The organism is Thermomonas sp. XSG, from assembly GCF_014678725.1.
Taxonomy (GTDB): Bacteria; Pseudomonadota; Gammaproteobacteria; order Xanthomonadales; family Xanthomonadaceae; genus Thermomonas.
The window spans coordinates 2,502,297-2,525,162 of sequence record NZ_CP061497.1; the positions used below are offsets into that span (position 1 = coordinate 2,502,297).

The following is a 22,866-nucleotide window of genomic DNA, read 5'->3' on the forward strand; positions in this document are numbered from 1 at the left end:
GGGCGTTGGGGCTGCCTGCGCGAGTGGCAGGCGGCGGGTCGGCCTACTGCTTCGCCAGCGTCGCGCGCTCGATCCGCCAGTCGGGGTTGCCGCCTTCCACCACGCTGCGATGCAGGACGTAGCGGCCGGCGTAGCGATCGACGCGGCCGTCCTGCTGGGTGGCGTCCAGCCTCACCGGGATTTCGATGAAGCGCTGGCCGGCACCCGCATCGATGGGCCCCGGCGCGCCGATCTCGACGCTGACGCCGGCGGTGCCGGCGAAGCCGTCGGCGAACTGCGCCACCGTCTGCGGGTTCTGCCGCCACAGCGCATGCGCGCGTGCGAAGTCATGGGCGTTGATGGCGGCGTAGTAGTCGCGCAGTACCGCGATCGCGGCTTCGGCCCCGGGCTCGTTCGGCGCGATGGGCGCGTCGGTGGCCGGCTGCGCGATGCCGTCGGCGGACGTGGCCGGGGCGGCCGCGAGGTCTTCGACGCGGCCGGGATCGGGCGTCGATGCGCCAGGCGCGGGCATGCCGGTCGCCGAGCCGCCGGTCGCCTCCGGCCTGGGCAGGGCTTCTTCGGCGACGGTGGTGTCCTCGCCGGCGGGTTTGCGGTCGCCACAGGCAACCAGCAGCGCGGCCAGCAGCGCGGCCAGCAACATGGCGGACAGGAAGCGGAAACGGTGCATGGCATGGTCCGGTAATCGGATGCGCACACGATAGCGCGCATCCGTGAACCCGGCCGGGACGGGCTGCTCAATCCTCGTCGTGGCGGGGTTTGTACGCCTCCGCCAGCTTCTTCTGCACCTGGGCCGGCACCGGTTCGTAATGGCTGAAATCCAGCGCGTAGCGGCCGCGCCCGGCGGTGGCGGATTTCAGCTCCGCGGCATAGCCCTCCAATTCCGACAGCGGCACCTGGGCGCGCACGACGATCTCGCCGCTGCGCAGGGCGTCGGTGCCGCTGATGCGGGCACGCTTGGACGCCAGCCCGCCGCTGACATCGCCCATGTGCTGTTCGGGTGCGCTGACTTCGAGCTCGACGATCGGTTCCAGCACCTGTGGCTGCGCCTTGCCGATGGCATCGAGGAAGGCGCGCTTGCCGGCGGCGATGAAGGCGACTTCCTTGCTGTCCACCGGATGGTGCTTGCCGTCATAGACCACCACCCGCACGTCCTGGATGGGAAAGCCGGCCACCGCGCCGCCAGCCAGCACCTGCCGCACGCCTTTTTCCACGGCCGGCAGGAACTGCCCGGGGATGGTGCCGCCCTTCACCTCGTCCACGAACTCGAAGCCGCCGCCGCGCGGCAGCGGCTCGATGCGCAGGAACACCTCGCCGAACTGGCCGGCGCCGCCGGTCTGCTTCTTGTGCCGGTGGTGGCCCTCGGCCCTGCCGCTGATGGTTTCGCGGTAGGCGATACGCGGCGGATGGGTGCTGACCTCCACCCCGTACTTGTCTTTCAGCCGGCGCAGCATGATCCGCAGGTGCAGGTCGGACAGGCCGCGGATCACCGTTTCGTTGGTCTCTTCGTTGTGCTCGACCGCGAATGCCGGATCCTCTTCGGCCAGCTTGTGCAGCGCGGTCGCCAGCTTCTGTTCCTGGCCCTTGCTGGCCGGCTCCACCGCCAGCCCGAACATCGGCTTCGGGAACGCCATCGGCGCCAAGTGGATGTGGTCCTCGTCGTGCGAATCGTGCAGCACCGCATCGAAATGCAGTTCATCGATCTTCGCCACCGCGGCGATGTCGCCGGGGATGGCCTGGCTGATCTCGATATGGTCCTTGCCCCTGAGCCGGAACAGGTGCGCGACCTTGAAGGGCTTGCGGCCGTCGTCGACGAACAGCTGCATGTCCTTGCGCACGGTGCCCTGGTAGACGCGGAAAATGCCCAGCTTGCCGACGAAGGGATCGTTGACGATCTTGAACACGTCGGCGATGACGTGTGCGTCCGGGTCGGGACGCGCCTCCACCGGTCGCGCGTCGTTGCCATGGCCCTTCACGAACGGTGGTGGATTGGCTTCGCCGGGGTGCGGGAACAGTGTCTCGGCGATGTCCAGCCATTCCGGCACGCCCACGCCGCTGCGCGCGGAGACGAAGCACACCGGCACCAGGTGGCCTTCGCGCAGGCACTGCTCGAAGGCGTCGTGCAGTTCCGCGCCGGACAGGCCGCCCTCACCGACGTCGAGGTAATGGTCCATCACCGTTTCGTTGATCTCCACCACCTGGTCGATGATCTTCTGGTGCCAGTCCGCCACCGGGCCCAGGTCACTGTCGCCCTGCTGGCTGCCGAAGCAGTCGACCACGCGGGCGCCGTCCCCCGCCGGCAGGTTCAGCGGCAGCACCTCGGGGCCGAACTCCACCCGCAGCATATCCAGCAGCGCGCCCAGGTCGTGGCCGGCATGGTCGATCTTGTTGACCACGATGGCGCGGCACAGGCCGCGTTGCTTCGCGTACTCCATCATCCGGCGGGTGCCGTGGCCGATGCCGGTGTCGGCATCGACCACGATCGCCACGGTTTCCGCCGCCGCCAGCGCACCCAGCGCGGGTCCGCGGAAATCGGGGTAGCCGGGGGTGTCGATGAGGTTCAGGTGCAGGCCGCCACGCTCCACGCTGGCGATGCCGGCGTCGATGGAATGGCCGCGTTCGCGTTCAAGCGGATCGAAATCGGACACGGTATTGCCGCGCTCGACGGTGCCTGCCGTCTGGAGTGCGCCACCGGCATGCAGCAGGGCTTCGAAAAGGGTGGTTTTGCCGGCGCCGGGGTGGCCCGCCAGGGCCACGTTGCGGATCTGCTGGGTCGAATAGGACATGAGCCCGTTCCTCCTTCGCGTGCGAATGGACGTGGCGTCATGGCTGTCCGCGCTTCGCGCCGGAGCGGTGGGCGCTCGGCGGGCGGTCATGGCGGGCGTTCACCTTAGCGCAGCCGTGGCGATTGTCCTCTTGCGCTGCAGCATCCCGCAGCCGTGGGCGACCGCATGCGGCCGGAACCGGGTCAGGCGTTGCACCCCGTATGGCGGCCCTCTACTCCGGCCGAAAAAAAGGCCGGGAAGGACTTGCCTTCCCGGCCGCACCATTCCGCGCGATCAGCGGCGGCTCTGGCTGTCACCCTGACGCTGCTCCTGGTTGCTGCGGCCTTCCTGGCGTTCCTGCTGGCCACGGCCTTCCGTGCGCTGGGTCTGGCTCTGGCTGCCGTCCTGGCGCTGGTTCTGGTTCTGGGCCTGGTTGCCGTCCTGACGCTGGTTCTGCTTGTTGTTCATCACGTCCTCTCCATGAGTCGCCGGGAGCATCCCCGGCACTGTCGACCTTGCGCCCGCCACCGGAACGGCGACGTGATGCGGAACCACGCTGGATGGTGGAATCGGGGAACAACTGCAGGCCGATGCAGGATGTGCCTGGTCATGCCGCACAACCAGCATCGAGATGCGCCCTGCGGGCCTCCCGGCTGTCGCGGCGCTAAACGGATCCAGCCGGGCCGGTCCGGTTCAGGTCCGCGTCAAGCATGTCTGCGCAATGTGCAAGCCGCGCCGGCCCTTTCCCTTTCCCGGCGACCGGAACCTGCCATGAAGCGCCTCCTTGCCAGCCTGCTCGCCCTCGGCCTTGCCGCCGGCGGCAATATCGCCTTCGCCCAGTCCGCAGGCTACGGCCGCTATGACGGCACCGGTTACGCCGAAGGCGACCGCTATTACGACTATGCGCGGGTGATCCGGGTCGATCCTGTGCTGGGTGGCAGCGGCTACCGCCAGACCTATGGCAGCGATCGCCGCTGCTACGAAACCACCACCGCCGGCGGCTATGGTGACGGGTATCGTGACGACGGCCGCTACGATGCTTACGATGGCCGCTACGACCGTCGCTATGGCGGTTACGACGGCCGCAGTGGCTACGGCAGCGAGACCGGGCGCAATGTCGCCACGGTGGTCGGCGGCATCGCCGGCGCGGTGCTCGGCAGCAAGGTCGGCGGCGGCAGCGGCGCCTACGCCGCGGCGGCAGTGGGTTCGATGCTCGGCGGGATGGCCGGGCGCGAGATCTACGACCAGAACCAGCGCAATCGCCGGCAGGTCGGCACCGTGCGGGTCTGCGATCCCGAGCCGGTGCGCAGTGGCTACCCGGGCCCGGGTTATCGCGATGGCGGTGCCGGTGGCTATGACGTGACCTACGAGTACAACGGCCGGCGCTACACCCGGCGCATGGACTACCACCCGGGCGAGCGTGTACGCGTGCTGGTCGGGGTGGAGCCGCAGTAAGCGCCCCGGTCGCGCGCATGAAGAAGGGGCCTTGCGGCCCCTTCTTCGTTTGCGCCGGCCTCGTTTACGCCGGCGATGGGATGCGCCTCAGCGCGTGGTCGCAGCGACCTCGGTGCGGCGGCTGGCGTGGCGCGGAACGCCCTGTTCGTCCAGCAGGTGCTCGATGCGGCTGAATACCTCCGCGCGCGAAAACGGCTTCTTCATGAAATCGTCGGCGCCGATGCGCTGCACGTAGAACTGTTCCGTGGCCTGTGCATTGCCGCTGATCATGATGATCGGCACGTCGCGGGTCGCCTCGTCGCGCCGGAGTTTGCGCAGCGCGCTGAACCCGTCGATGCCGGGCAGCACGATGTCGAGGAAGATCAGGTCGGGACGTTCACGGCGGGCGATCTCCAGCGCGCTCTCGCCGTCGTAGGCCACCAGTACCTCGAAATGGTTCTGCACCAGCATCCGCTTGAGCAGGGCGACGATCGTGGGTGAATCGTCGACCACCAGGATGCGGGTGCCGGGGCGGGCATTGCGGCGCTCACGCTCGCGCCGCTCGTGCACGTCGCCGTGACCGCCCTCGCCATCACCTGTACCGGCCTGCGGCCGTGGCGGATGTTCCGCGTCGGTCGCGCCCTGCGCCTGCCTGGCGGGCAGGGTGACCGACTCGCCCACCGGCGGGCGGTTGCGCTTGAACAGGTCGAAAAATCCCACGCTCCGGCTTCCCCAGGTTGCCCCGGGGCCATCTTACCGTGAACCCCGCCGGCTCAGCGGCGGGCGTGGGCATCCTCGGCCAGCGCGCGCAGGGCGAACAGGCGCGCCACCTTGCCCCAGGCCAGCGCAGCGGCCATGGCGCAGCCCAGCAGCAGCGCCAGCAGGAACCCGGTCATGTCGCTGGCATCCACGCGCTGCCGCAGGGCCAGCAATCCGGCCGCCAGCGCGAGCGCCAGTACGGTCGGCAGCACATAGGCCGACAGCACCGCGATCGGCCGCCGGCACAGCAGCCTGGTGCCGCGCCACCAGGCCTTGAAGGCCGAGCGCAGGCGGGCGTCGGCGGCCAGCCAACCGCGGCCGGCTTCGATGCCGGCGTGGGCGAGCAGCAGCAGGATGCCGCCGACGACCAGCGCGATGTTGCGGCCACGCTCCACGTCGGTGGCGAGGATGGCGTGCTCGTGGGCCTTCTCGTTGAAGCCAATCGCGCCCATCAGGATCGCAGCGGCCACGCCCAGCGGAATCACCGACCACAGCAGCAGGCGCAGCATCGGACCGTAGTCGCCGACGCCCCCGCGCAGCAGGTCGCCAAACCCCAGCGCAGCACGGCTGCGCGCTGCGGCCACAGTAGCGCCGGCCAGCAGCGGCGACAGCAGCAGCATCAGCAGGGTGCTGGCCAGGAGGCTCCCGGACAGGATGCCCATCGGCGTGGTGCGGGCGGTCAGCGCCTCCATCAGCAGCCCGGGGGCGCGGCCTTCGGCGATCGCCGGGGCCTGCACGGCGTGGTCGAGCAGGCTGGCCAGCCAGTTCCACACGGGCAGGGCGCCGACCAGCGCGCACAGCAGGGTGGCGGCAATCCACAGCAGCAGCAGTCGCCACTGCAGGGCACCGGTGAGGGCACGCGGGACGGAGGTGCGGGCGCGGAGCGGACGATTGATCGTGTTCATCGGGGCGCCTCAGACGGTGGCCAGCAGGGCGAAGAAGGACTGCAGCAGCGCGGCGAAATCACCGAACCAGCGGCGCGAGGCGGCCGGCTGTGCTTCGAGCATGCGGCTGTCGTTGAGCTTGTTGGCGTCCATCCACACCAGGTGGTCGGGGTCCAGCTCGGCGGAGACGGCCTTGGCCCGCGTGGTGACCACGATGCGCTGCCAGCTTTCCTGCGAGGTCACCGGGAAATCGCGGTGGCTGCCGTCGGCGAAGCGGATGCGCAGCACCTGTGGCGGCTTGGCCGCGTCGCGCCGTACCACCACCACGGTGCGGTACGGGAACGCGCCCTTGCCGGCCTTGGCATCCGGGTGCTTGTCCTTCCAGGCCTTGCGGTGCTTCTCGATCGCCTTGTCGATGGCCTTGCTGCCGACCAGCACCTGCCGGCCCTGGTACTCGTAATAGCCGGGCAGCGGCAGCACTTCGTTGCTGGACAGGCTTTCCACCCGGTCGTCGGTGCGGCCGGTACCGTAGATGTAGGCATCGAACGCCGCATTGACGATCGCCGGCTTGCCGGTCCCTTCGGCCAGCGTGTCGCGCAGGTCCGCCAGCGACGGATGGCGGAACTTCCAGCGCTCGTAGTACAGCTTCATCGCGCGTTCCATCGCCGGGGTGCCGACCAGTGCCTCGATCTGGCGCATGGTGGTGGCGGTGCGCGAGTACACCGTGCCGTAGCTGCCGCTGGACAGGCGCGTCCACGAGTTGCGGCCCAGCGGATCCGCCGGGTCGGCCAGACTGGCGCCCAGGCGCTCCATCTGGAACGGCGGGATGCGGAAGCCGATGTTGAACCAGCGGGTCCACGGGCGCTCCAGCGCCAAGTGCTGCCCCCGCGCGCTCATCATCCGCTGGTCCCAGTACTCGTTCATGCCCTCGTCGAGCATCGGTTCCTCGAACTCGTTGGAGGCAAGGATCCCGTAGAAGTAGCCGTGGCCGAACTCGTGCACGGTGACGAAGTCCAGCATCCAGCGGCCGATGCTGCCCGCTTCCACCATCTTGGTGCTGTCGGCGGTGAAGAAGGTCGGGTATTCCATGCCGCCGGCTTCGTCGGCGCCATAGGGCGGCACCACCGCGGTGGCGGTCTTGTACGGGTACGCGCCGAGCGTCTTCGAGAAGTAGTCCAGCGAATCGATGGTTGCCTGCAGGACGGGTTCCGCGTTGCTTTCGTATTCCGGGGTGTAGAGCACCTTGACCTCGACCGGGCCCAGCGGGCCGTTCCAGGTCTTCACCAGCGGCTTGGCATAGCGCTTGTCGGCGGTCCAGGCGAAGTCATGCACGTCGTGCTGGACGTAACGGTGGGTGACCTTGCCGCCCCGTTCGGCCGGCTTGCCGGTGAGCTGGCCGGTGGCGCCGACGGTGTAGTCCTTCGGCACGGTGATGCGCACGTCGTAGCTGCCGAAATCAGCGAAGAACTCGCTGTGCAGGTGGAACTCGTGGGCGTTCCAGCGCGGCGCGGTGGCACCGCGCTCGCCCGGCAGTTCCAGCACGCCGATCTTCGGGAACCACTGCGCCACCAGGTGGAAGCTGCCGTAGTAGCCGGTGCGTGCCACCACCCGCGGCAGCTGGTCGAAGAAGTCGATGTCCAAGGTGGTGGTGGCGCCCGGCGCCACCGGCTGCGGCAGGTCGATGCGGACCACGCTGCGGTCGGTTTTCGGGCCGTTGTCGGGCTGCACGAACGTCCACTTCGCCGGCTGGCCGCCCTGCGCCACCTTGTCCAGGCGGATGTAGCCGTATTCGCCATCCCTGGTGGCGACGTTGCTGCGGAAGCCCTGCTCGCTGGCCCGCTGCTCGGTCATGAAGGTGCTGCCCGGGCCCTCGAAGGCGTTGAGGTACAGGTGCACGTAGACGCTGCACACCGGCTGCGCGCTGCGGTTGCGCCAGGTCAGCTGCTGCTTGCCGCGCAGGGTGTGCTTGGCGGGATCCAGCTCGGCGTCGATGGAGTAAGAGACCACACGGTCGGAGAGGGTGGCGGCATCGGGCCTGCGCGGGCCGCCCCAGGCGTCCGCCGCGCTGGGCGCGCGCACCGCGCTGGCATCGGCTGCGGCCAGCGGGATGGCGGGGCAGGCGGTGGCGGGCGACAGGGGCGCAGCCGCTGCCGGAGTCTTGGCCAGCAAGGGAGCCGATGACAGCGCGAGCAAGATGGACAGGGCGACTGATACCCGGTGGCAAGGCATGGGTTCTCCGGCGGAATGCGGGCAAAGTTGTCACCACGATGTGCGAAGCGCCGGGACGTGGCAACATGCCGGTAGTCACGTCCGACGGGAGGCAGGCATGACGGTCCACCAGGGCAGCTGCCATTGCGGCGCCATCGCGTTCACGGTCGAGGGGCCGATCGAAACGGCCATCGACTGCAATTGCTCGCTGTGCCGCCGCCGCGGCGGCCTGCTTGCGTTCTTCCCGCGCGCCGCGCTGGTGCTGCGCACGCCGGAAGCGGACATGGCGACCTACACCTTCAATACCCATGCCATCCGCCACCACTTCTGCCCCACCTGCGGGGTGGCGCCCTTCAGCGACGGCACCGATCCAGCCACCGGTGCGCCGATGGCCGCGGTCAACCTGCGCTGCCTGCCGGACCTGGACCTGGCGGCCCTGAAGGTCCTTGCCTACGACGGCGCAAGCCGGTAACGGCCGGGCGACGAGCCGCAGACATGGCATGGGGGCAGGCATGGAAACACTGATCGCGCCGGCCCCGACCGCCGGCGTGGAGGCCGCGCTGGCCCACGCCTTGCGCCTGCTGTCAGCCGACCCGGCGCTGGCCGCGGAACAGGCCCGCGAGGTGCTGGCGGCCGCGCCCGGGCATCCCGGCGCCGAACTGGTATTGGGCATGGCCGACGCCGCGCAGGGCGATTTCGACGCCGCGCAGCGGCGGCTCGACCGGCTGGCGCGCGCGCAGCCGCGTTCGGCCATGACCTGGCTGGAACTGGCCCGGGCGCAAGCCGGTGCAGGGCGGCGGGTAGATGCGCTGGCCTGCGCAGAACGCGCGGTGGCGCTGCAGCCGGCCCTGCCCGGGGCGTGGCTGGCGCTGGCCGACCTGCGCTTCGCCGCCGGCGACGAGGACGGCGCCAATGCCGCCTATCTCCAGCATGTGCGACACAGCGCACGCGATCCCGCGCTGATGGTGGCCGCCGACGCGCTGGCGCGTGGCGACCTGCCGGAGGCCGAAACCCGCCTGCGCGCGCGGCTGGCGCGCCAGCCCGGCGACGTGGCGGCGCTGCGGATGCTGGCCGAGCTGGCGGTGCGGCTGGGTCGCAATGAAGAAGCCGCACTGTTGCTGGAACATGCGCTGGAGCGCGCGCCTGGGTTCGATGCCGCGCGCCAGAACTACGCCGCCGTGCTCAACCGCGGCAACCGCCACGCCGAGGCCCTGGCCGAGATCGATCGCCTGTTGGAGCGCGATCCCGGTAACCAGTCGCTGCGCAACATGCGCGCGGTGGTGCTGGGCAAGCTGGGCGACTTCGACGGCGCGATCGCCACCTACGAAGCCGTGCTGGCGCGCGCGCCGGGGCAGTGGCAGGTCTGGCTGGGCTATGGCCATGCGCTCAAGACCGCCAACCGCAGCGCCGACGCGGTGGCCGCGTACCGTCGCGCGATTGCGCTGAACCCCGGCTTCGGCGGCGCATGGTGGAGCCTGGCCAACCTCAAGACGGTGCGCTTCGATGCCGCAGACATCGAGGCGATGCGCGCGCAGCTGCGCCGCGATGACCTCGACGACGACGCCCGTCTGCATTTCGAGTTCGCGCTCGGCAAGGCGCTGGAAGACGCCGGCGACCACGGCGAGGCGTTCGGCCACTACGCCCGCGGCAACGCGCTGCGGCGCAGCCAGCTGCCCTATGACGCCGCGCTGGGGCGCGAGCGCACCCGCCGCGCCATCCGCACCTATACCCGCGACTTCTTCGCCGAGCGCGAAGGCGCGGGCTGCACGGCCCCGGATCCGATCTTCGTGGTCGGCATGCCGCGCGCCGGCTCCACCCTGATCGAGCAGATCCTCTCCAGCCACCCGCAGGTGGAAGGCACGATGGAGCTGCCGGCGCTGATCGCGATCACCCGCGAGCTGCGCCAGCGCGACGGCAACCCGGAGACCACGTCCTACCACGACGTGCTGGCCGGTCTGGATCGGGCCGAGCTGGAAGCGCTGGGCCGGGACTACCTGCGCCGGGCGCAGCCGCACCGGCGCGAGGGACGGCCGCTGTTCATCGACAAGATGCCGAACAACTTCGCCCACGTCGGCCTGATCCGGGCGATCCTGCCGAACGCGAAGATCATCGACGCGCGCCGCCATCCGCTGGCCTGCTGCTTCTCCAACTTCAAGCAGCATTTCGCCCGCGGCCAGGCCTTCAGCTACGGTCTGGCGGACATGGGCCACTACTACGCCGACTACGTGGCGCTGATGGCGCACTTCGACGAGGTGCTGCCGGGCCGTGTGCACCGCGTCATCTACGAGGACATGGTGGCCGACACCGAAACACAGGTGCGCGCGCTGCTGGACTACTGCGGGCTGGAGTTCGACGACCGCTGCCTGCGCTTCTTCGAGAACGAGCGGGCGGTCCGCACCGCCAGTTCCGAACAGGTGCGCCGGCCGATCTACCGCGACGGGCTGGACCAGTGGCGGCATTTCGCGCCGTGGCTGGGCCCGCTGGAAGAAGCGCTGGGGCCGGTACTGGCCCGTTATCCGGCCGTGCCGCCGGCGGAGGAATTGCCGGCCCGGCGCTGAGGGTGCGTCATCGGTCGAGCGGCCAGGGGGGGCGCGGAACCGCACAACAACAATTCGATTGCCACAACTGGAGGGGAGTCCACGATGCAAGCAAGCAGACGCTGTCGCCAACGCAAGGGCGACACACACAGGAGTTTCCGCAGGATCCCGCTGGCCGCCGCGGTGGCGCTGGCGTTCGCCGCGCCGGCATGGGCGCAGGAGGCCGCACCGCCGCAGAAGGACCGCGAGGCGCGCACCCTCGATACCGTCACGGTGACCGCGCAGAAGCGCGAGGAGAACCTGCAGAAGGTGCCGATCAGCCTGCAGGTGCTGGGCAACCAGCAGCTCGAGCAGCAGAACGTCGCCTCGTTCGCCGATTACGCCAAGATGATCCCCAGCCTGAGCTACGGTACCGCCGGCGGTGGCGTGTTCTCCGGGCCGGGCTTCGTGCAGGTGTACATGCGCGGCGTGGCCAGCGGCGGCGACGGCAACCATTCCGGTTCCCAGCCCAGCGTGGGCATGTACCTGGACGAGCAGCCGATCACCACCATCCAGGGTGCGCTCGACATCCACATGTACGACATCGACCGGGTCGAGGCCCTGGCCGGTCCGCAGGGCACGTTGTACGGTGCCAGCTCGCAGTCGGGCACGGTGCGCATCATCACCCGCAAACCCGATCCGTCCGGGTTCTCGGCCGGCGCCGCGATGGAGGTCAATGCCATCGACGGCGGCGGCATCGGCCACGTGCTGGAAGGCTTCGTCAACCTGCCGATCAAGGAGAACACCGCGGCGGTGCGCCTGGTGGGCTGGCAGAAGCATGACGCCGGCTACGTGGACAACCTGTACGGCACCCGCACCTACCCGACCTCGGGCATCGTCGACGACAACGCCGACCTGGCCGAAAAGAACTACAACACCGCCGACACCGTTGGCATGCGCGCGGCGTTGCGCTTCGACATCAACGACCGCTGGACCATCACCCCGCACGTCATCGCGCAGAAGCAGAAGGCCTACGGCAGCGCCGGCATCGACCCGCTGGTGGGCAGCGCCGACGCCGGTTACGACGCGTCCAGCGGCGAGATGGCGGTCAAGCACTTCTATCCCGAGTTCTCGGACGACCGCTGGTACCAGGCGGCGATGACGGTGGAAGGCAAGATCGGCAACTTCGACCTGACCTATGTGTTCTCGCACCTCAAGCGCGACGTCGACTCCGCGTCCGACTACAGCGACTACGGCTACTGGTACGACGCACTGGCCGGTTATGGCGCCTACTTCTATGACGACAACGGCGACCTGATCAACCCGGCCCAGCACATCGATGCCAAGGACGGTTACAAGCGCACCAGCCACGAGCTGCGCATCGCCTCGCCGCAGGACAACCGCGTGCGGATGGTGGCAGGCGTGTTCTGGCAGCAGCAGAGCCACGACATCGAACAGCGCTACCGCGTCGACGGCTTGGCTAGCGACCTGTCGGTCAGCGGTTGGCCGGAGACGATCTGGCTGACCCAGCAGGACCGCCGCGACCGCGACCAGGCGGTGTTCGGCCAGGTCAGCTTCGATGCCACCGACAAGCTCGAACTGACGGCGGGTGGCCGCTGGTTCCGGGCCGAGAACGGGCTGAAGGGCTACTTCGGTTTCGCCAACGGCTATTCCTCGGGCAGCAGCCTGGATCCGGCCGACCGCTACGGTGAGGCCGGCTGCCTGGCGCAGTACGGCGCGCCCTCCAACTGGGAGCCGTACGACGGCGCCCCATGCAAGGTGGTGGACAAGCAGGTCAAGGAGAACGACGCCACCTACCGGCTCAATGCCACCTGGAAGATCGACGACAAGAAGCTGGTGTACGCGACCTGGTCGCAGGGCTACCGGCCCGGCGGCATCAACCGTCGCGGCACGCTGCCGCCGTACGTCTCCGATTTCCTGACCAACTACGAGGCCGGCTGGAAGACCTCGTGGGCGGACGGCACGCTGATCTTCAACGGCGCGGTGTTCCGCGAGAACTGGAAGGACTTCCAGTTCTCTTATCTTGGCCAGAACGGCCTGACCGAGATCCGCAACGCCAACCAGGCGCGGATCGATGGCATGGAGCTGGACCTGAGCTGGGCGGCCACGTACAACCTGCAGTTCACCGGCAGCTTCGCCTGGTATGACGCCAAGCTGACCGAGAACTACTGCGGTTGGCTGAAGCCGGACGGCAAGCCGGAAACCGTGTGCCCGTCGGGCACGGAGGATCCGAACGGCAACGTCGTCGACGGCCCGCAGGCCGCGGCAGGCACTTCGTTGCCGGTGACCCCGCGCTTCAAGGGCGCGCTGAGCGCCCGCTACAGCTTCGAGATGGGCTCGGGTGAAGCGTACTGGCAGGCCTCGCTGTCGCATGCGGGCAAGCGGCGGGTGGACATGCGCACGGCGGAAACCGCCCTGCTGGGCCAGCTCGATGGCTACACGCTGGTCGATCTGTCGGCGGGCTGGCGCAGGGACAGCTGGTCGGTGGACCTGTTCCTGAAGAACGCCTTCGACGAGCGCGCGCAGATGAGCCGGTTCGCCCAGTGCGCCGCGCTGACCTGCGGCAACGAGCCGTACACGGTGATCGCGCAGCCGCGCACGTTCGGGGTGCGGGTCAGCAGGGAGTTCTGATTCAGGGCCACCGGCTGGAATGGAAAAGGCGGCCTCGGCCGCCTTTTCCTTTTGCGTCCCCGGGGCATTCCCCGGTGCGTGCCTCAGCCTTCGTCCTCTTCGAATTCCGCCACCACGTCGAGATCGAACGCCAGCGCCTCCACCGTCTGCCGGACCTTCTGCGCGGTCGCGGCGTTGGGCGCGTCGATTTCCAGTTCGTGGGTATCCGGGCCCTCGACGTCGCTCAGGCCTGCCGAACTGGAATCGGCGTCGTCCATGTGCGGCATCAGGTCATCGATTTCCTCGACGTGCTCGATGCCGTCCAGGCTCTGCAGCAGGTTGGTGATCGCGCGGACATCGTCCTCGCTGCCGGTCAGGCGGATGCGCATCATGGGCATGGTGTCGGTTTCCGGGGGAAGGAAAGCGCAGGCTAGGGGGAGGCAGGCGAACGCCGGGTGATGGCGCCGCTCACGGCGCCGGGCGCACCGGCAGGCTGACGTTGCACAGGTCGATGTGGCCGGCCGGCTGGGTGTAGAAGTCGTCCACCCGGTTGCGGCGCGCCTCGGTGGCATCGATGAACGCCTGGCTGTCGGTGCGCAGCAGCTGCAGCGGGGTGCGCTGCGCCTCGGGCACCTCGCTGGCCAGCTTGATCGACAGGATCGGCGCGCGCTGTTCGGGCTTCTCGTAGAAGCCCATCGGCGCCGGTCCGCGCGGGATCACGCTGAGCAGCTCCATGCCCTTGACCACCCGGCCCACCACGGTCAGCTGGTGGTCCAGCGCGCGCGGGGCCTGGCCGATGACGACATAGAGTTCGGCGCCGATGCTGCTGTCGGGCGCGCTGTTGCGGCCGGCGCCGAGAACGCCATAGCAGTGCGCCATCCACAGCCTGCCGGTCTTCGGGTCGCGCGCGGCCGGCATGCCGTCAACGAAGCCGACCTGCGGCGCCCAGCCGTCGACGTCGGGCAGGCGGTCGAAGCGCACGCCCTTGTCGCTGCGGGTGAATTCCGCGGGCAGGTGGGTGCGGGTGCCGGTCGGGTAGGGCTTGGCCTTGCCGGCCTCCTCGCCGTCGGGATCGCCGAACTGGACCACGAAGTTGTCCTGCGAGCGGTAGATGGTCAGCCCATCCCAGAAGCCGCCCTGGGCCATCGTCCTGATGTTCGCCACATGCGCGGGCGCGAAGCCCGGCGCCAGCTCGATCACCACCCGCCCGGTCGGCAGTTCCATGTACAGGGTGTTGGCCGGATCCAGGTCGCGCCAGGCGCTGGCCGGGGCGGCGTCGATGATGTCCTGCGCCGACTTGCGCTTGGGTGGCTGGGCACCGTCCGCCGCAACGGCGGGCGCCGCGATGAGGGCGGCTACGGCGAAGGCGAGCAGGGCGTGGCGCATGGCGGTCATCCTCGGCGAAAGCGGCAAGCATAGCCGCCGCGCGCCGAGGGTGCCGCAGCCAGCCGGCTAGTGCTTCGTGTCCTTGCGGCCGCTGCCGGACTGCTTGCCGCCGCCGTCCTGCTTGTTGACCGTGGCCCAGGCGATGCGCTCGGCGTCTTCCTGCGAGCGGCCTTCCTTGCGTTCGCTGCTTTCGATGTGCGCCGCCTGGCGCTTCTGCTTGTCGGTGTAGGCCGATTTATCGCCGCGGGGCATGACCGTTCTCCAGCCGGGAAGGTCGAGACTGGAGCGGCAGCCGTTGCCGGCATGTGAATGACGCGCTGAATGCGGCGTGGTCAGCGGCGCCCGGGCGCGGACTTGCGGGCGGGCGCCTCCGGCTTGCCCGCATGCGCGGCGATGAAGTCGCGCACCTGCGGATACACCTGGGTCCGCCAGCGACGGCCGCTGAAGATGCCGTAGTGGCCGGCGCCGGCCACGGTCAGGTGCTTGCGGTCTTCGTCGGCGATGCCGGTGCACAGGGCGTGCGCGGCGCGCGTCTGGCCCTGCCCGGAAATGTCGTCCAGCTCGCCCTCGATGGTCAGCAGCGCGCAGCCCCTGATCTTCGAAGGATCGACCCGCTCGCCCGCCACGTCCCACAGGCCGCGCGGCAGCAGGTGCTGCTGGAACACGGTGCGGATGGTGTCGAGGTAGTACTCGGCGGGCATGTCGAGCACCGCGTTGTACTCGTCGTAGAACTTGCGGTGCGACTGCGCGGAGCTGAGGTCGCCCTTGACCAGGTCCTGGTAGAAGTCCCAGTGCGAAGTCGAGTGCCGCTCCGGGTTCATCGCCACGAACCCGAGGTGCTGCAGGAAGCCCGGGTAGACGCGGCGGCCGGCCCCGGGATAGTTGGCCGGTACGGTGTGGATGACGTTGTTCTCGAACCACCACAGCGGCTGGCGGGTGGCGAGGTTGTTGACCGAGGTGGGCGACTGGCGGGTGTCGATCGGCCCGCCCATCATCGTCATCGACTTCGGCAGCGCCTCGCCGCGCGCCGCCATCAGCGAGATCGCGGCCAGCACCGGCACGGTGGGCTGGCAGACGCTGATCACGTGCAGGCGCTCGACGCCGATGTGGCGGATGAATTCCTGCACGTAGGCGATGTAGTCGTCGAGGGTGAACGCGCCCTCGGCCGCCGGCACCATGCGCGCGTCGGTCCAGTCGGTGATGTAGACCTTGTGGTCGGCCAGCAGGGTGCGCACGGTGTCGCGCAGCAGGGTGGCGTGGTGGCCGGACAGCGGCGCTACCACCAGTACGGTGGGGTCGTCCTTCATTCGCGCCAGGCCGTCGGCCTGGTCGTGGTAGCGCTTGAAGCGCAGCAGCCGGCAGAACGGCTTCTCAAGCGCCACCCGTTCGACGACCGGGATCGACAGACCTTCCACCTCGATCTGGTGGATGCCGAATTCGGGCTTCTCGTAATCCTTGCCCAGCCGGTACATCAGCTCGAACGCGGCCGCCGTGCGGGGTGCACCGGGCAGCGCCGACAGCCAGCTGTCCTGCGCGGAATACATCTTCGCGCCGGCGTCGGCCCAATAGGTATAGGGCGCAAGGCCCGCCCGCCAGAATTCGTGCAGTTGGTACAGCAGCATGGTGAGTCTTGGGTCGCCCCGGATTGCGGCACTGCAGCATAACCCATGGGCATGACGGGGCCGTGATCGCTATCCCGGTTCTGCCGATCAGTCCGGAAGCTCCAGCGCGGTCGCGTGCGGCACCAGTGCCGGTGACAGCCAGCAGTGCGAGCCCAGCGGACGCAGCCCGAGCGCGCGCAGGCGCTCGCGGTAGAACGCGGCGCTGCGCTGCTTGAAGTCGTGTTCGTCGCCCTCGGCGCCGTCGCCGCGCGCGAACACCTCGATGAAGGCCACGCCGCCGCAGAGCTCGGCCAGCGCGGGCAGGCCACGGTCGAGTTCGCGGGTGTCGAGGTAATGCAGCACGTCGCTGCAGACCAGCAGATCGACGGGCGGGCAGGGGCGCAGGTGGGCGAAATCGGCGAAACGCGCGTGGTGCAGGTTGCGGCGGCGGCCATGGCGGGCGATGGCGTAGTCGCTGCTGTCGAAGCCCAGGTACTGCGCGTTCGGGCGCAGCTTCAGCAGCGGCGCGCGCCAGGCGCCCTCGCCGCAGCCGATGTCCAGCACGCTGCGGATCGGCCGCTCCAGATGGTATTCGGCGGTGGCCACCGCCAGCGCCACCTTGCGCGCCAGCCGCGCGGCGTGGCCGATGCCGCCGTGGCGGTACCAGCGGTCGAAGTAGGCGCGGTCATAGGTCTTGGTCATCGTGTGCGTATCATCCGCCGGTTGTCATCGTCGAGGGTCGCGCCAGCGGCAGCGGCGAAGGCGCATCGGCCAGCGCCCGCGCGGGCATGGCGAATTGAAACATTCCGGAGCGACCGCATGGCCTACCTGCTGACCAAGACCTTCCACCTCGTGTTCGTGATCGCCTGGATGGCGGCGGTGTTCTACCTGCCGCGGATCCTGGTCAACCTCGCCGAAGCGGGCGAGTCGCAGGAGGTGCGTGCGCGGCTGCTGCTGATGGGGCGGCGGCTGTACCGCTTCGGCCACGTGATGTTCGGCATCGCCTTCGTGCTGGGCCTGGTGCTGTGGTTGGGCTACCGGGTGCTGCCGGCGTTTCCGACCATGGTCGGCGCGGGCACCGCGTGGCTGCATGCCAAGCTGGGTCTGGTGGTGGCGTTGTTCGCGTTCTACATCGTCACCGGGCGCTGGTTGAAGGGCGTGGAGCGCGGCCGGCCCCTGCCGTCGGGCAGGGCACTGCGCTGGTTCAACGAGCTGCCGCTGCCGGCGCTGGTCGCGATCGTCTGGCTGGTGCTGGCCAAGCCGTTCTGATCCGCACTCGGGCTTCGCGAGCGCTGTCGGTGCGCCGCGAAGCCGGATCCCGGTCAGGGACCGGGTGGCGGCTGGCGGAAGGTTTCGATCCGCGGCAGTTCCACCGGCACGCCGTTGCCGTCGCACAGCTGCTTCGCGCACAGCGCCGCGCGCAGGCGCGGGGTGGCCTGCACGAGGATGTGGTGAAGTGCGTTCTGTTCCAGCGAGCCGCGGACCGCGACGCTTCCGGGACCGCGCGCCCACACCCCCACGTCGTCGCCGCCGTGGCTTTCGTTGGACAGCGGCACCAGTGCTTCCTGCAGGTAGTCGGGATGCGCGGTGTCCACGTGGGTCAGGTCGGGGCGGCCGTCGGCCGGCTGGTATTCCCTGCCGAAGTGCGGGAAACGCTTCGGCCCGGCCGGCTGCGAGCCACTGGCGCCTGTATAGCCGGGGCCGTTGGCGTAGCTGAGGGTGGTGTAGGGCAGGCCGGTGCCGTCGTTGACCAGGCCGCCGCCGTCCTCTTCGCCGCTGCTGCCGCGGACCTTGTCGAGGATCGGATTCCCGCGCTGCGGATAGCCGACGAAGTTCAGGGTATGCGAATGGTCGGCGGTCACCAGAATCAGGGTGTCGGCGGGATCGGTCGCTTCGCTGGCGGCACGCACGGCATCGCTCAGGGCCACGGTATCGGTGAGCGCGCGGTAGGCGTTGCCGTAGTGGTGGGCGTGATCGATGCGGCCGCCTTCCACCAGCAGTACGTAGCCCTCGGGCGCCCGCGACAGCCGGGCGATCGCCGCGCGGGTCATCTCGGCCAGCGAGGGCTCGCCTGCGCGGTCCTGCGGGCGGTCATGCTCGAACTGCATGTGGTCGGGTTCGAACAGGGCCAGCAGCGGCCGGTCGAGGGGCGCGGCATCGAGTTGGCGCTTGTTCCAGACATAGACGCCGCCGGCATGGCGCTGCTGCCACTCGCCGACCAGGTCGCGCCCGTCGAGGCGTTCGCCGACCTTGTCGTCGTACTCCGGGTCGCGCTGCGACACCGGCATGAAGTTCTTGCGGCCGCCGCCCATCAGCACGTCGAAGCCATGCGCGAACGGCGTTTCCACCAGCTGGCGGGCGATGTCGGTGCAACCGGCGCGCTTCGCCTCGTCGGGCAGGTCGGTGTCGTTTTCCCAGTTGCGGTCGGCCGAGTGGGTGAACGTCGCACCCGGGGTGGCATGGGTGACGCGGGTGGTGGTGACCACGCCGGTGGCCATCCCGGCGCTGGAGGCCAGCTCCCACAGCGTCAGCATTGGCGCCGCCAGCGCGCCCGCGCAGTCGCGGCGCCGGGCCTGCTGGCCGATGCTGAGCACGCCGGCGCGGGTCTTCACCCCGGTGGCGATCGCGCTCATCGTGCCCGCGGAGTCGGGCGTCTGCGAGTCGGTGTTGTAGGTCTTGGCCAGCGCGGTGGCGGGGAATACCTCCCAGGCGAGCCGGTTCTCCTCACCGCTGCCGCCATTGCGCTGGCCCTCCAGGATGCGCGCCGCGGCCACCGTGGTCAGGCTCATGCCATCGCCGAGGAAAACGATCACGTTCTTCGCGCGCCCGGCGAGGGCGCCGCGTTCGCCCGCCTGGGCGGCGCCGTCGCGGTACCACCATTGAGCGGTCTCGCCGTCGGGGTGGCGTACCGGCGGGACGGACACCGCCACGCTGGCGGCCTGGGGCGGCAGGGAGGGCGGAGCCGGCGGGGTGCTGGCGCAGGCGGCGAGGGTCAGGCCGCAGGCAAGCGGCAGCAGGCGCAGATGCAGTTTCTTCATGCGCACATTATGAATGGTCACCATGTCCGCAGTGTTGCGCGGATGGCGCTGACGCCGCGACGGCGCTCCGGTATCGTTCGACGGTCTTTCCCGGGGTTACGCGCATGTTCGACTGGTGGTTCCGCATCAAGTTCTGGAAGCGCGTGGTGCTGGGTTTCGTGTTCGGTGCGCTGGCCGGCTGGGCCTTCGGCAAGGATGCGGAAACCTGGTTCGGGCCGATCGGCGACCTCTACGTCACCCTGATCATGATGATCGCGGTGCCGCTGGTGTTCTTCGCGGTGATCAACGCGGTGGCGTCGCTGAGCGGGCAGAAGTCGATCGCCGCGCTGGCCGGCCGCACCTTCGCCTGGTTCGCCATCACCGCCGCGCTGGCGGTGGGCGTGGGCCTGCTGTTCGGCTGGATCATCCAGCCCGGCAGTGGCGTCGGCGTGCTGCAGGTCGCCTCCGACTACAAACCCAAGGACGTGCCGGGCGCGCTGGACATGCTGCTCAACCTGGTGCCGGCCAACCCGTTCCAGGCGCTAGGTGGGGCCGCCACCGCCAAGCTGGCCGACGGCACCAAGGTGCTGGTCCCGCGCAGCGGCACCGTGCTGCAGGTGATCTTCTTCGCCGGCCTGGTCGGTTTTGCGATGGTCAAGCTGGGCGAGAAGGTGGCCGGCGTGCGCAAGCTGGTCGGCGAAGCCAGCGACGTGATGATCCAGGTGACCCGCTACGTGCTGGAGTTCACCCCGTTCGGCACCTTCGGCCTGATCGCCGCGCTGGTGGGCGGTTATGGTTTCGAGCAGCTGCGCCCCCTGCTGAACTTCGTGTTCGCCCTGTACGCCGCCTGCGCCTTCCACATCGTGGTGGTCTATGGCGGGCTGCTGCTGGCGCACGGGCTGAATCCGCTGAAGTTCTTTCGCGGCGCCGCGCCCGGCATGCAGGTGGCGTTCGTGGCCTCGAGCAGCTTCGCCGCGCTGCCGGTGTCCCTGCGCAGCGCGACCCACAACCTCGGCGTGGACAAGGATTACGCGGCGTTCGCGGTGCCGCTGGGCGCGACCATCAAGATGGACGGCTGTGGCGCGATCTACCCGGCGCTGGCGGCGGTGTTCATTTCGCAGTACGCCGGCATCGAGCTGTCGCTGTCGCAGTACCTGATCATCGCGCTGGCCTCGGTGCTGGGCAGCTTCGGCACCGCCGGCGTGCCCGGCACCGCGGTGATCATGGCCACGGTGGTGCTGAGCGCGGCCGGGCTGCCGCTGGAAACCATCGGCTACCTGTACGCCATCGACCGCGTGCTGGACATGATGCGGACCATGACCAACGTGACCGGGCAGATGCTGGTGCCGGTGCTGGTGGCGCGGGAAACCGGGTTGCTGGACCGGAAGGTGTTTGATGCCGCCCCGACCAATGTCGGCGTGCGCGAGGGCGACCTGGCCGACGCGGAGTGAACATCGCCATCAAGCATCGGCATCTGCCAGCCGTTAAGCTTGCTTGATGAGCGAAGTTCCGCCCCCTTCCGAGCTGGACGCGGCCGACCTGGACGGCTACTACGACAAGTTCTACGTCCACGACCTCGGCGAGATCCGCCACCACCTGCAGCGGCTGGCAGGGGAGCGCTGCGCGCTGACCGTGCGCGCGGAAGGCAGCGCCGACAGCATGGCGACCATGCTGCTGCGGGTGGACGAGGGCTCCCTGTGGATCGACGTGCCGTCCACCCGCAAGCTTCTGGACGCCTGGCTGGGCGCGCACCAGCTGCGCATCGAGGGCAGCATCGACCGCGCCGCGCTGCGTTTTTCCGCCGGCCCGGCCTGGCTGGACAGTTTCGAGGACAAGCCGGCGCTGCGGCTGGCCCTGCCTGCCCGCATGCTGTATCTGCAGCGCCGCGAATTCATGCGGCGCGAGCCGCCGGCTGGCAGCCTGGTCTGCCACCTGCGCCTGCCCGAGAGCGACCGCGAAATCCAGGCCAGCATCCGCGATATCGGCGGTGGCGGCCTGGCGATCGTGGCGACCCGCTCGGAAGTCACCTTCAAGACCGGTGACGTGCTGAAGGGCTGTCGCATCGAGTTGCCCGAGTTCGGCGAGGTGGAGGTGAACCTGCAGATCCGCCACGTGCTGGTGCGCGGCCATATCGGCTATGACGCGGCGCAGGCCGGCTGCGAGTTCGTCGACCTGACTCCCGCTGCGCAGCGCAAGCTGTTCCGCTACCTGATGCAGCTGGATCGCGACCAGCTGGCGCGCCGGCGCGGGCTGGAGTAGCCCGGCCACAGGCGCATCCACCTGCGCGCCTGCGCCATTTCATTCGTGACGCCGGTGGAAGCGGTTGTCGCCACCCGCCCCCGAATCCGGGAATTTCCTGCATTGACGTGTAAAAGTTGCGTGGGCCCGTATTTCCGGCCCCATTCCGGTTGGATTCCGGTCATCTCCGCCTCTCCACAATCCGCGGAACAGGGAGTGATCCGGGACAGCGCCGACGACGAGGAAAAGGAATGATGCCAACGCTGCGGCAGCAGGAGACAAGGACGACGGCGATCCGGTGGTCGGCACTGCCGGTCGAGATCTCGGTGGCTGAAATCGGCGGCGGGCGGGATCCGCATGAGGTGGCGGTGCTGCACTGCGCCGCCGGGCGGTTGGCCGAGCTTTTCGGGGCCCGACGGGTCGCGGCGGCTGCCGCCCCGCCGCCCTGCGGCCGCTACTGGATTCCCTCTTCCACCCTGTCGCGGCGCGAGGCCGCGGCGCTCGGCATCAGCGACGGCAGCCAGCTGTGGGGCGGCATCGTGCCGGCCGGCTATGTCGCGACCAAGCTGGTCAGCCATCCGCGGTCGGGCCGCCGCGCCGCGGCCCCGAAGGGATGGATCGACATCATCGGGCTGGAGGACTGCACCCTGCCGGGCTGGTCGGTGTTCTCGCGCGCGGACGCGCTGGCCGCGGGCGCCGAGCTGTTGCGCGGCGGCCCGGTGCGGGTGAAACCGCCGCGTGAGCGCGGTGGGCGCGGCCAGCGCGTGGTGCGCAGCGAGGAGGAGCTTGGCAACTGGCTGGATGCGGCATCTCCGCGGGCGCTGGAGGAAGGGCTGGTGCTGGAGCGGGACCTGGTGGAATCGACCACCTACAGCGTCGGCTTCAGCGTGCTCCCCGGCGGGCACCGCATCGCCTATGTCGGTACCCAGCGTACCGTCATCACCCCGCAGGGCGTGGCGGCCTACGGCGGTTCACGGCTGGAGGTGGTGCGCGGCACTTTTGCGGACCTGGAGGCCACCCTGCGGCCCGGCAAGCCGCGCGCCGCGGTGCAGGCCGCCAGCCGCTACGATGCGGTGATCCGTCACGCCTACGGGGTTGTGGCGACCCGCTGCAACTACGACGTGATCGCCGGCATCGACCGTCTGGGCCGGCGCCATCTCGGCGTGCTGGAGCAGTCGTGGCGGTTCGGCGGCGCGAGCATGGCCGAACTGCTGGCGATCGAACGCTTCACCCGGATGCCGGGGCTGCAGCGCGTGGTCGCAGAAACTGTGGAGACCTTCGCCGGCGAGCGCGTTCCGGCGGAGGCGGTGATGGCGTGGCGGGGCGATGCGCGTTCGCCTTGCAAGTACGCGCGGATCGTCGAGGAGGCCAGCGCGGGAATGGCAGCCTGATTCCCGCGCCTGCCTGCGCGGGATGACATTTCCTCGACA

20 protein-coding genes are annotated in these 22,866 nt (G+C 69.5%); 8 read left to right on the forward strand and 12 right to left on the reverse strand.

What is annotated here, in order from left to right; genetic code table 11:
• Nucleotides 1-43: 43 nt before the first annotated feature.
• The 3 genes from ICG51_RS11755 to ICG51_RS11765 all read right to left on the reverse strand — a co-directional run bounded on the left by ICG51_RS11755 (nt 44) and on the right by ICG51_RS11765 (nt 3,230).
• On the reverse strand, nt 44-667 hold the full coding sequence (locus ICG51_RS11755) for a hypothetical protein (protein ID WP_190280535.1): 624 nt from the start codon (nt 665-667) through the stop codon (nt 44-46).
• Nucleotides 668-734: 67 nt separating this feature from the next.
• Nucleotides 735-2,783: an elongation factor G gene (gene fusA, locus ICG51_RS11760; protein ID WP_190280536.1), complete on the reverse strand. Its 2,049-nt coding sequence runs from the start codon at nt 2,781-2,783 to the stop codon at nt 735-737.
• 273 nt (nt 2,784-3,056) lie between these two features.
• Nucleotides 3,057-3,230 carry a hypothetical protein gene (locus ICG51_RS11765; protein WP_190280537.1) on the reverse strand — a complete coding sequence of 58 codons (174 nt, stop codon included), beginning with the start codon at nt 3,228-3,230 and terminating at the stop codon, nt 3,057-3,059.
• Between the two features lie 303 nt (nt 3,231-3,533).
• On the opposite strand from ICG51_RS11765, the gene ICG51_RS11770 reads away from it, so the two are divergent.
• A complete protein-coding gene (locus ICG51_RS11770; RefSeq protein WP_190280538.1) occupies nt 3,534-4,217 on the forward strand; it encodes a glycine zipper 2TM domain-containing protein in 684 nt (227 codons plus the stop codon).
• A gap of 87 nt (nt 4,218-4,304) precedes the next feature.
• Here the strand turns inward: ICG51_RS11770 and ICG51_RS11775 are convergent, their stop codons facing one another.
• From ICG51_RS11775 to ICG51_RS11785, 3 genes are all read right to left on the reverse strand, one after another.
• On the reverse strand, nt 4,305-4,766 hold the full coding sequence (locus tag ICG51_RS11775; protein WP_190282467.1) for a response regulator: 462 nt from the start codon (nt 4,764-4,766) through the stop codon (nt 4,305-4,307).
• A gap of 203 nt (nt 4,767-4,969) precedes the next feature.
• Entirely contained in the window at nt 4,970-5,860 is an 891-nt protein-coding gene (locus ICG51_RS11780) for a hypothetical protein (protein ID WP_190280539.1), read from the reverse strand.
• A gap of 9 nt (nt 5,861-5,869) precedes the next feature.
• Nucleotides 5,870-8,008 (reverse strand): M1 family metallopeptidase, encoded by a 2,139-nt coding sequence (locus tag ICG51_RS11785; RefSeq protein WP_223809442.1) that lies wholly within the window; start codon nt 8,006-8,008, stop codon nt 5,870-5,872.
• 157 nt (nt 8,009-8,165) lie between these two features.
• On the opposite strand from ICG51_RS11785, the gene ICG51_RS11790 reads away from it, so the two are divergent.
• The 3 genes from ICG51_RS11790 (at nt 8,166) to ICG51_RS11800 (ending at nt 13,215) form a co-directional block, all read left to right on the forward strand.
• Nucleotides 8,166-8,519: a GFA family protein gene (locus ICG51_RS11790; protein WP_190280541.1), complete on the forward strand. Its 354-nt coding sequence runs from the start codon at nt 8,166-8,168 to the stop codon at nt 8,517-8,519.
• Nucleotides 8,520-8,559: 40 nt separating this feature from the next.
• The gene (locus ICG51_RS11795) at nt 8,560-10,605 is read left to right on the forward strand and encodes a tetratricopeptide repeat-containing sulfotransferase family protein (protein WP_190280542.1); all 2,046 of its coding nucleotides are present in this window, start codon (nt 8,560-8,562) and stop codon (nt 10,603-10,605) included.
• 84 nt (nt 10,606-10,689) lie between these two features.
• A complete protein-coding gene (locus ICG51_RS11800) occupies nt 10,690-13,215 on the forward strand; it encodes a TonB-dependent receptor (protein ID WP_190280543.1) in 2,526 nt (841 codons plus the stop codon).
• A gap of 83 nt (nt 13,216-13,298) precedes the next feature.
• Here ICG51_RS11800 and ICG51_RS11805 read toward each other — a convergent pair whose 3' ends face one another.
• From ICG51_RS11805 to ICG51_RS11825, 5 genes are all read right to left on the reverse strand, one after another.
• Nucleotides 13,299-13,592 (reverse strand): hypothetical protein, encoded by a 294-nt coding sequence (locus ICG51_RS11805; RefSeq protein WP_190280544.1) that lies wholly within the window; start codon nt 13,590-13,592, stop codon nt 13,299-13,301.
• 70 nt (nt 13,593-13,662) lie between these two features.
• Nucleotides 13,663-14,607 carry a peptidylprolyl isomerase gene (locus tag ICG51_RS11810; RefSeq protein ID WP_223809443.1) on the reverse strand — a complete coding sequence of 315 codons (945 nt, stop codon included), beginning with the start codon at nt 14,605-14,607 and terminating at the stop codon, nt 13,663-13,665.
• Nucleotides 14,608-14,646: 39 nt separating this feature from the next.
• Nucleotides 14,647-14,832 (reverse strand): hypothetical protein, encoded by a 186-nt coding sequence (locus ICG51_RS11815; RefSeq protein ID WP_190280546.1) that lies wholly within the window; start codon nt 14,830-14,832, stop codon nt 14,647-14,649.
• Nucleotides 14,833-14,912: 80 nt separating this feature from the next.
• Nucleotides 14,913-16,199, reverse strand: coding sequence for a polyhydroxyalkanoate depolymerase (gene phaZ / locus ICG51_RS11820; RefSeq protein ID WP_190282468.1), 1,287 nt, complete (start codon nt 16,197-16,199; stop codon nt 14,913-14,915).
• A 90-nt stretch (nt 16,200-16,289) separates the two neighbouring features.
• Nucleotides 16,290-16,883: a class I SAM-dependent methyltransferase gene (locus tag ICG51_RS11825; protein ID WP_190280547.1), complete on the reverse strand. Its 594-nt coding sequence runs from the start codon at nt 16,881-16,883 to the stop codon at nt 16,290-16,292.
• A 117-nt stretch (nt 16,884-17,000) separates the two neighbouring features.
• Here ICG51_RS11825 and ICG51_RS11830 point away from each other — a divergent pair, with 117 nt between their 5' ends.
• A complete protein-coding gene (locus tag ICG51_RS11830; RefSeq protein WP_190280548.1) occupies nt 17,001-17,450 on the forward strand; it encodes a CopD family protein in 450 nt (149 codons plus the stop codon).
• 53 nt (nt 17,451-17,503) lie between these two features.
• Here the strand turns inward: ICG51_RS11830 and ICG51_RS11835 are convergent, their stop codons facing one another.
• Entirely contained in the window at nt 17,504-19,219 is a 1,716-nt protein-coding gene (locus ICG51_RS11835; RefSeq protein WP_190280549.1) for an alkaline phosphatase, read from the reverse strand.
• A 104-nt stretch (nt 19,220-19,323) separates the two neighbouring features.
• Here ICG51_RS11835 and ICG51_RS11840 point away from each other — a divergent pair, with 104 nt between their 5' ends.
• The 3 genes from ICG51_RS11840 to ICG51_RS11850 all read left to right on the forward strand — a co-directional run bounded on the left by ICG51_RS11840 (nt 19,324) and on the right by ICG51_RS11850 (nt 22,827).
• Nucleotides 19,324-20,649: a dicarboxylate/amino acid:cation symporter gene (locus ICG51_RS11840; protein WP_190280550.1), complete on the forward strand. Its 1,326-nt coding sequence runs from the start codon at nt 19,324-19,326 to the stop codon at nt 20,647-20,649.
• Nucleotides 20,650-20,695: 46 nt separating this feature from the next.
• A complete protein-coding gene (locus ICG51_RS11845; protein ID WP_190280551.1) occupies nt 20,696-21,457 on the forward strand; it encodes a flagellar brake protein in 762 nt (253 codons plus the stop codon).
• Nucleotides 21,458-21,687: 230 nt separating this feature from the next.
• Entirely contained in the window at nt 21,688-22,827 is a 1,140-nt protein-coding gene (locus tag ICG51_RS11850; protein WP_190280552.1) for a DUF3182 family protein, read from the forward strand.
• The last annotated feature ends 39 nt before the right edge of the window (nt 22,828-22,866 follow it).

What these genes read in the sequence shown, in the direction of transcription:
- ICG51_RS11765 (WP_190280537.1), bottom strand. Translation starts at nt 3,230, where the DNA reads ATGAACAACAAGCAGAACCAGCGTCAGGACGGCAACCAGGCCCAGAAC.
- ICG51_RS11830 (WP_190280548.1), top strand. Translation starts at nt 17,001, where the DNA reads ATGGCCTACCTGCTGACCAAGACCTTCCACCTCGTGTTCGTGATCGCC.
- fusA (WP_190280536.1), bottom strand. Translation starts at nt 2,783, where the DNA reads ATGTCCTATTCGACCCAGCAGATCCGCAACGTGGCCCTGGCGGGCCAC.
- ICG51_RS11825 (WP_190280547.1), bottom strand. Translation starts at nt 16,883, where the DNA reads ATGACCAAGACCTATGACCGCGCCTACTTCGACCGCTGGTACCGCCAC.
- ICG51_RS11800 (WP_190280543.1), top strand. Translation starts at nt 10,690, where the DNA reads ATGCAAGCAAGCAGACGCTGTCGCCAACGCAAGGGCGACACACACAGG.
- ICG51_RS11780 (WP_190280539.1), bottom strand. Translation starts at nt 5,860, where the DNA reads ATGAACACGATCAATCGTCCGCTCCGCGCCCGCACCTCCGTCCCGCGT.
- ICG51_RS11805 (WP_190280544.1), bottom strand. Translation starts at nt 13,592, where the DNA reads ATGCCCATGATGCGCATCCGCCTGACCGGCAGCGAGGACGATGTCCGC.
- ICG51_RS11755 (WP_190280535.1), bottom strand. Translation starts at nt 667, where the DNA reads ATGCACCGTTTCCGCTTCCTGTCCGCCATGTTGCTGGCCGCGCTGCTG.
- ICG51_RS11790 (WP_190280541.1), top strand. Translation starts at nt 8,166, where the DNA reads ATGACGGTCCACCAGGGCAGCTGCCATTGCGGCGCCATCGCGTTCACG.
- ICG51_RS11840 (WP_190280550.1), top strand. Translation starts at nt 19,324, where the DNA reads ATGTTCGACTGGTGGTTCCGCATCAAGTTCTGGAAGCGCGTGGTGCTG.
- ICG51_RS11850 (WP_190280552.1), top strand. Translation starts at nt 21,688, where the DNA reads ATGATGCCAACGCTGCGGCAGCAGGAGACAAGGACGACGGCGATCCGG.
- ICG51_RS11770 (WP_190280538.1), top strand. Translation starts at nt 3,534, where the DNA reads ATGAAGCGCCTCCTTGCCAGCCTGCTCGCCCTCGGCCTTGCCGCCGGC.
- ICG51_RS11795 (WP_190280542.1), top strand. Translation starts at nt 8,560, where the DNA reads ATGGAAACACTGATCGCGCCGGCCCCGACCGCCGGCGTGGAGGCCGCG.
- ICG51_RS11845 (WP_190280551.1), top strand. Translation starts at nt 20,696, where the DNA reads ATGAGCGAAGTTCCGCCCCCTTCCGAGCTGGACGCGGCCGACCTGGAC.
- ICG51_RS11815 (WP_190280546.1), bottom strand. Translation starts at nt 14,832, where the DNA reads ATGCCCCGCGGCGATAAATCGGCCTACACCGACAAGCAGAAGCGCCAG.
- ICG51_RS11835 (WP_190280549.1), bottom strand. Translation starts at nt 19,219, where the DNA reads ATGAAGAAACTGCATCTGCGCCTGCTGCCGCTTGCCTGCGGCCTGACC.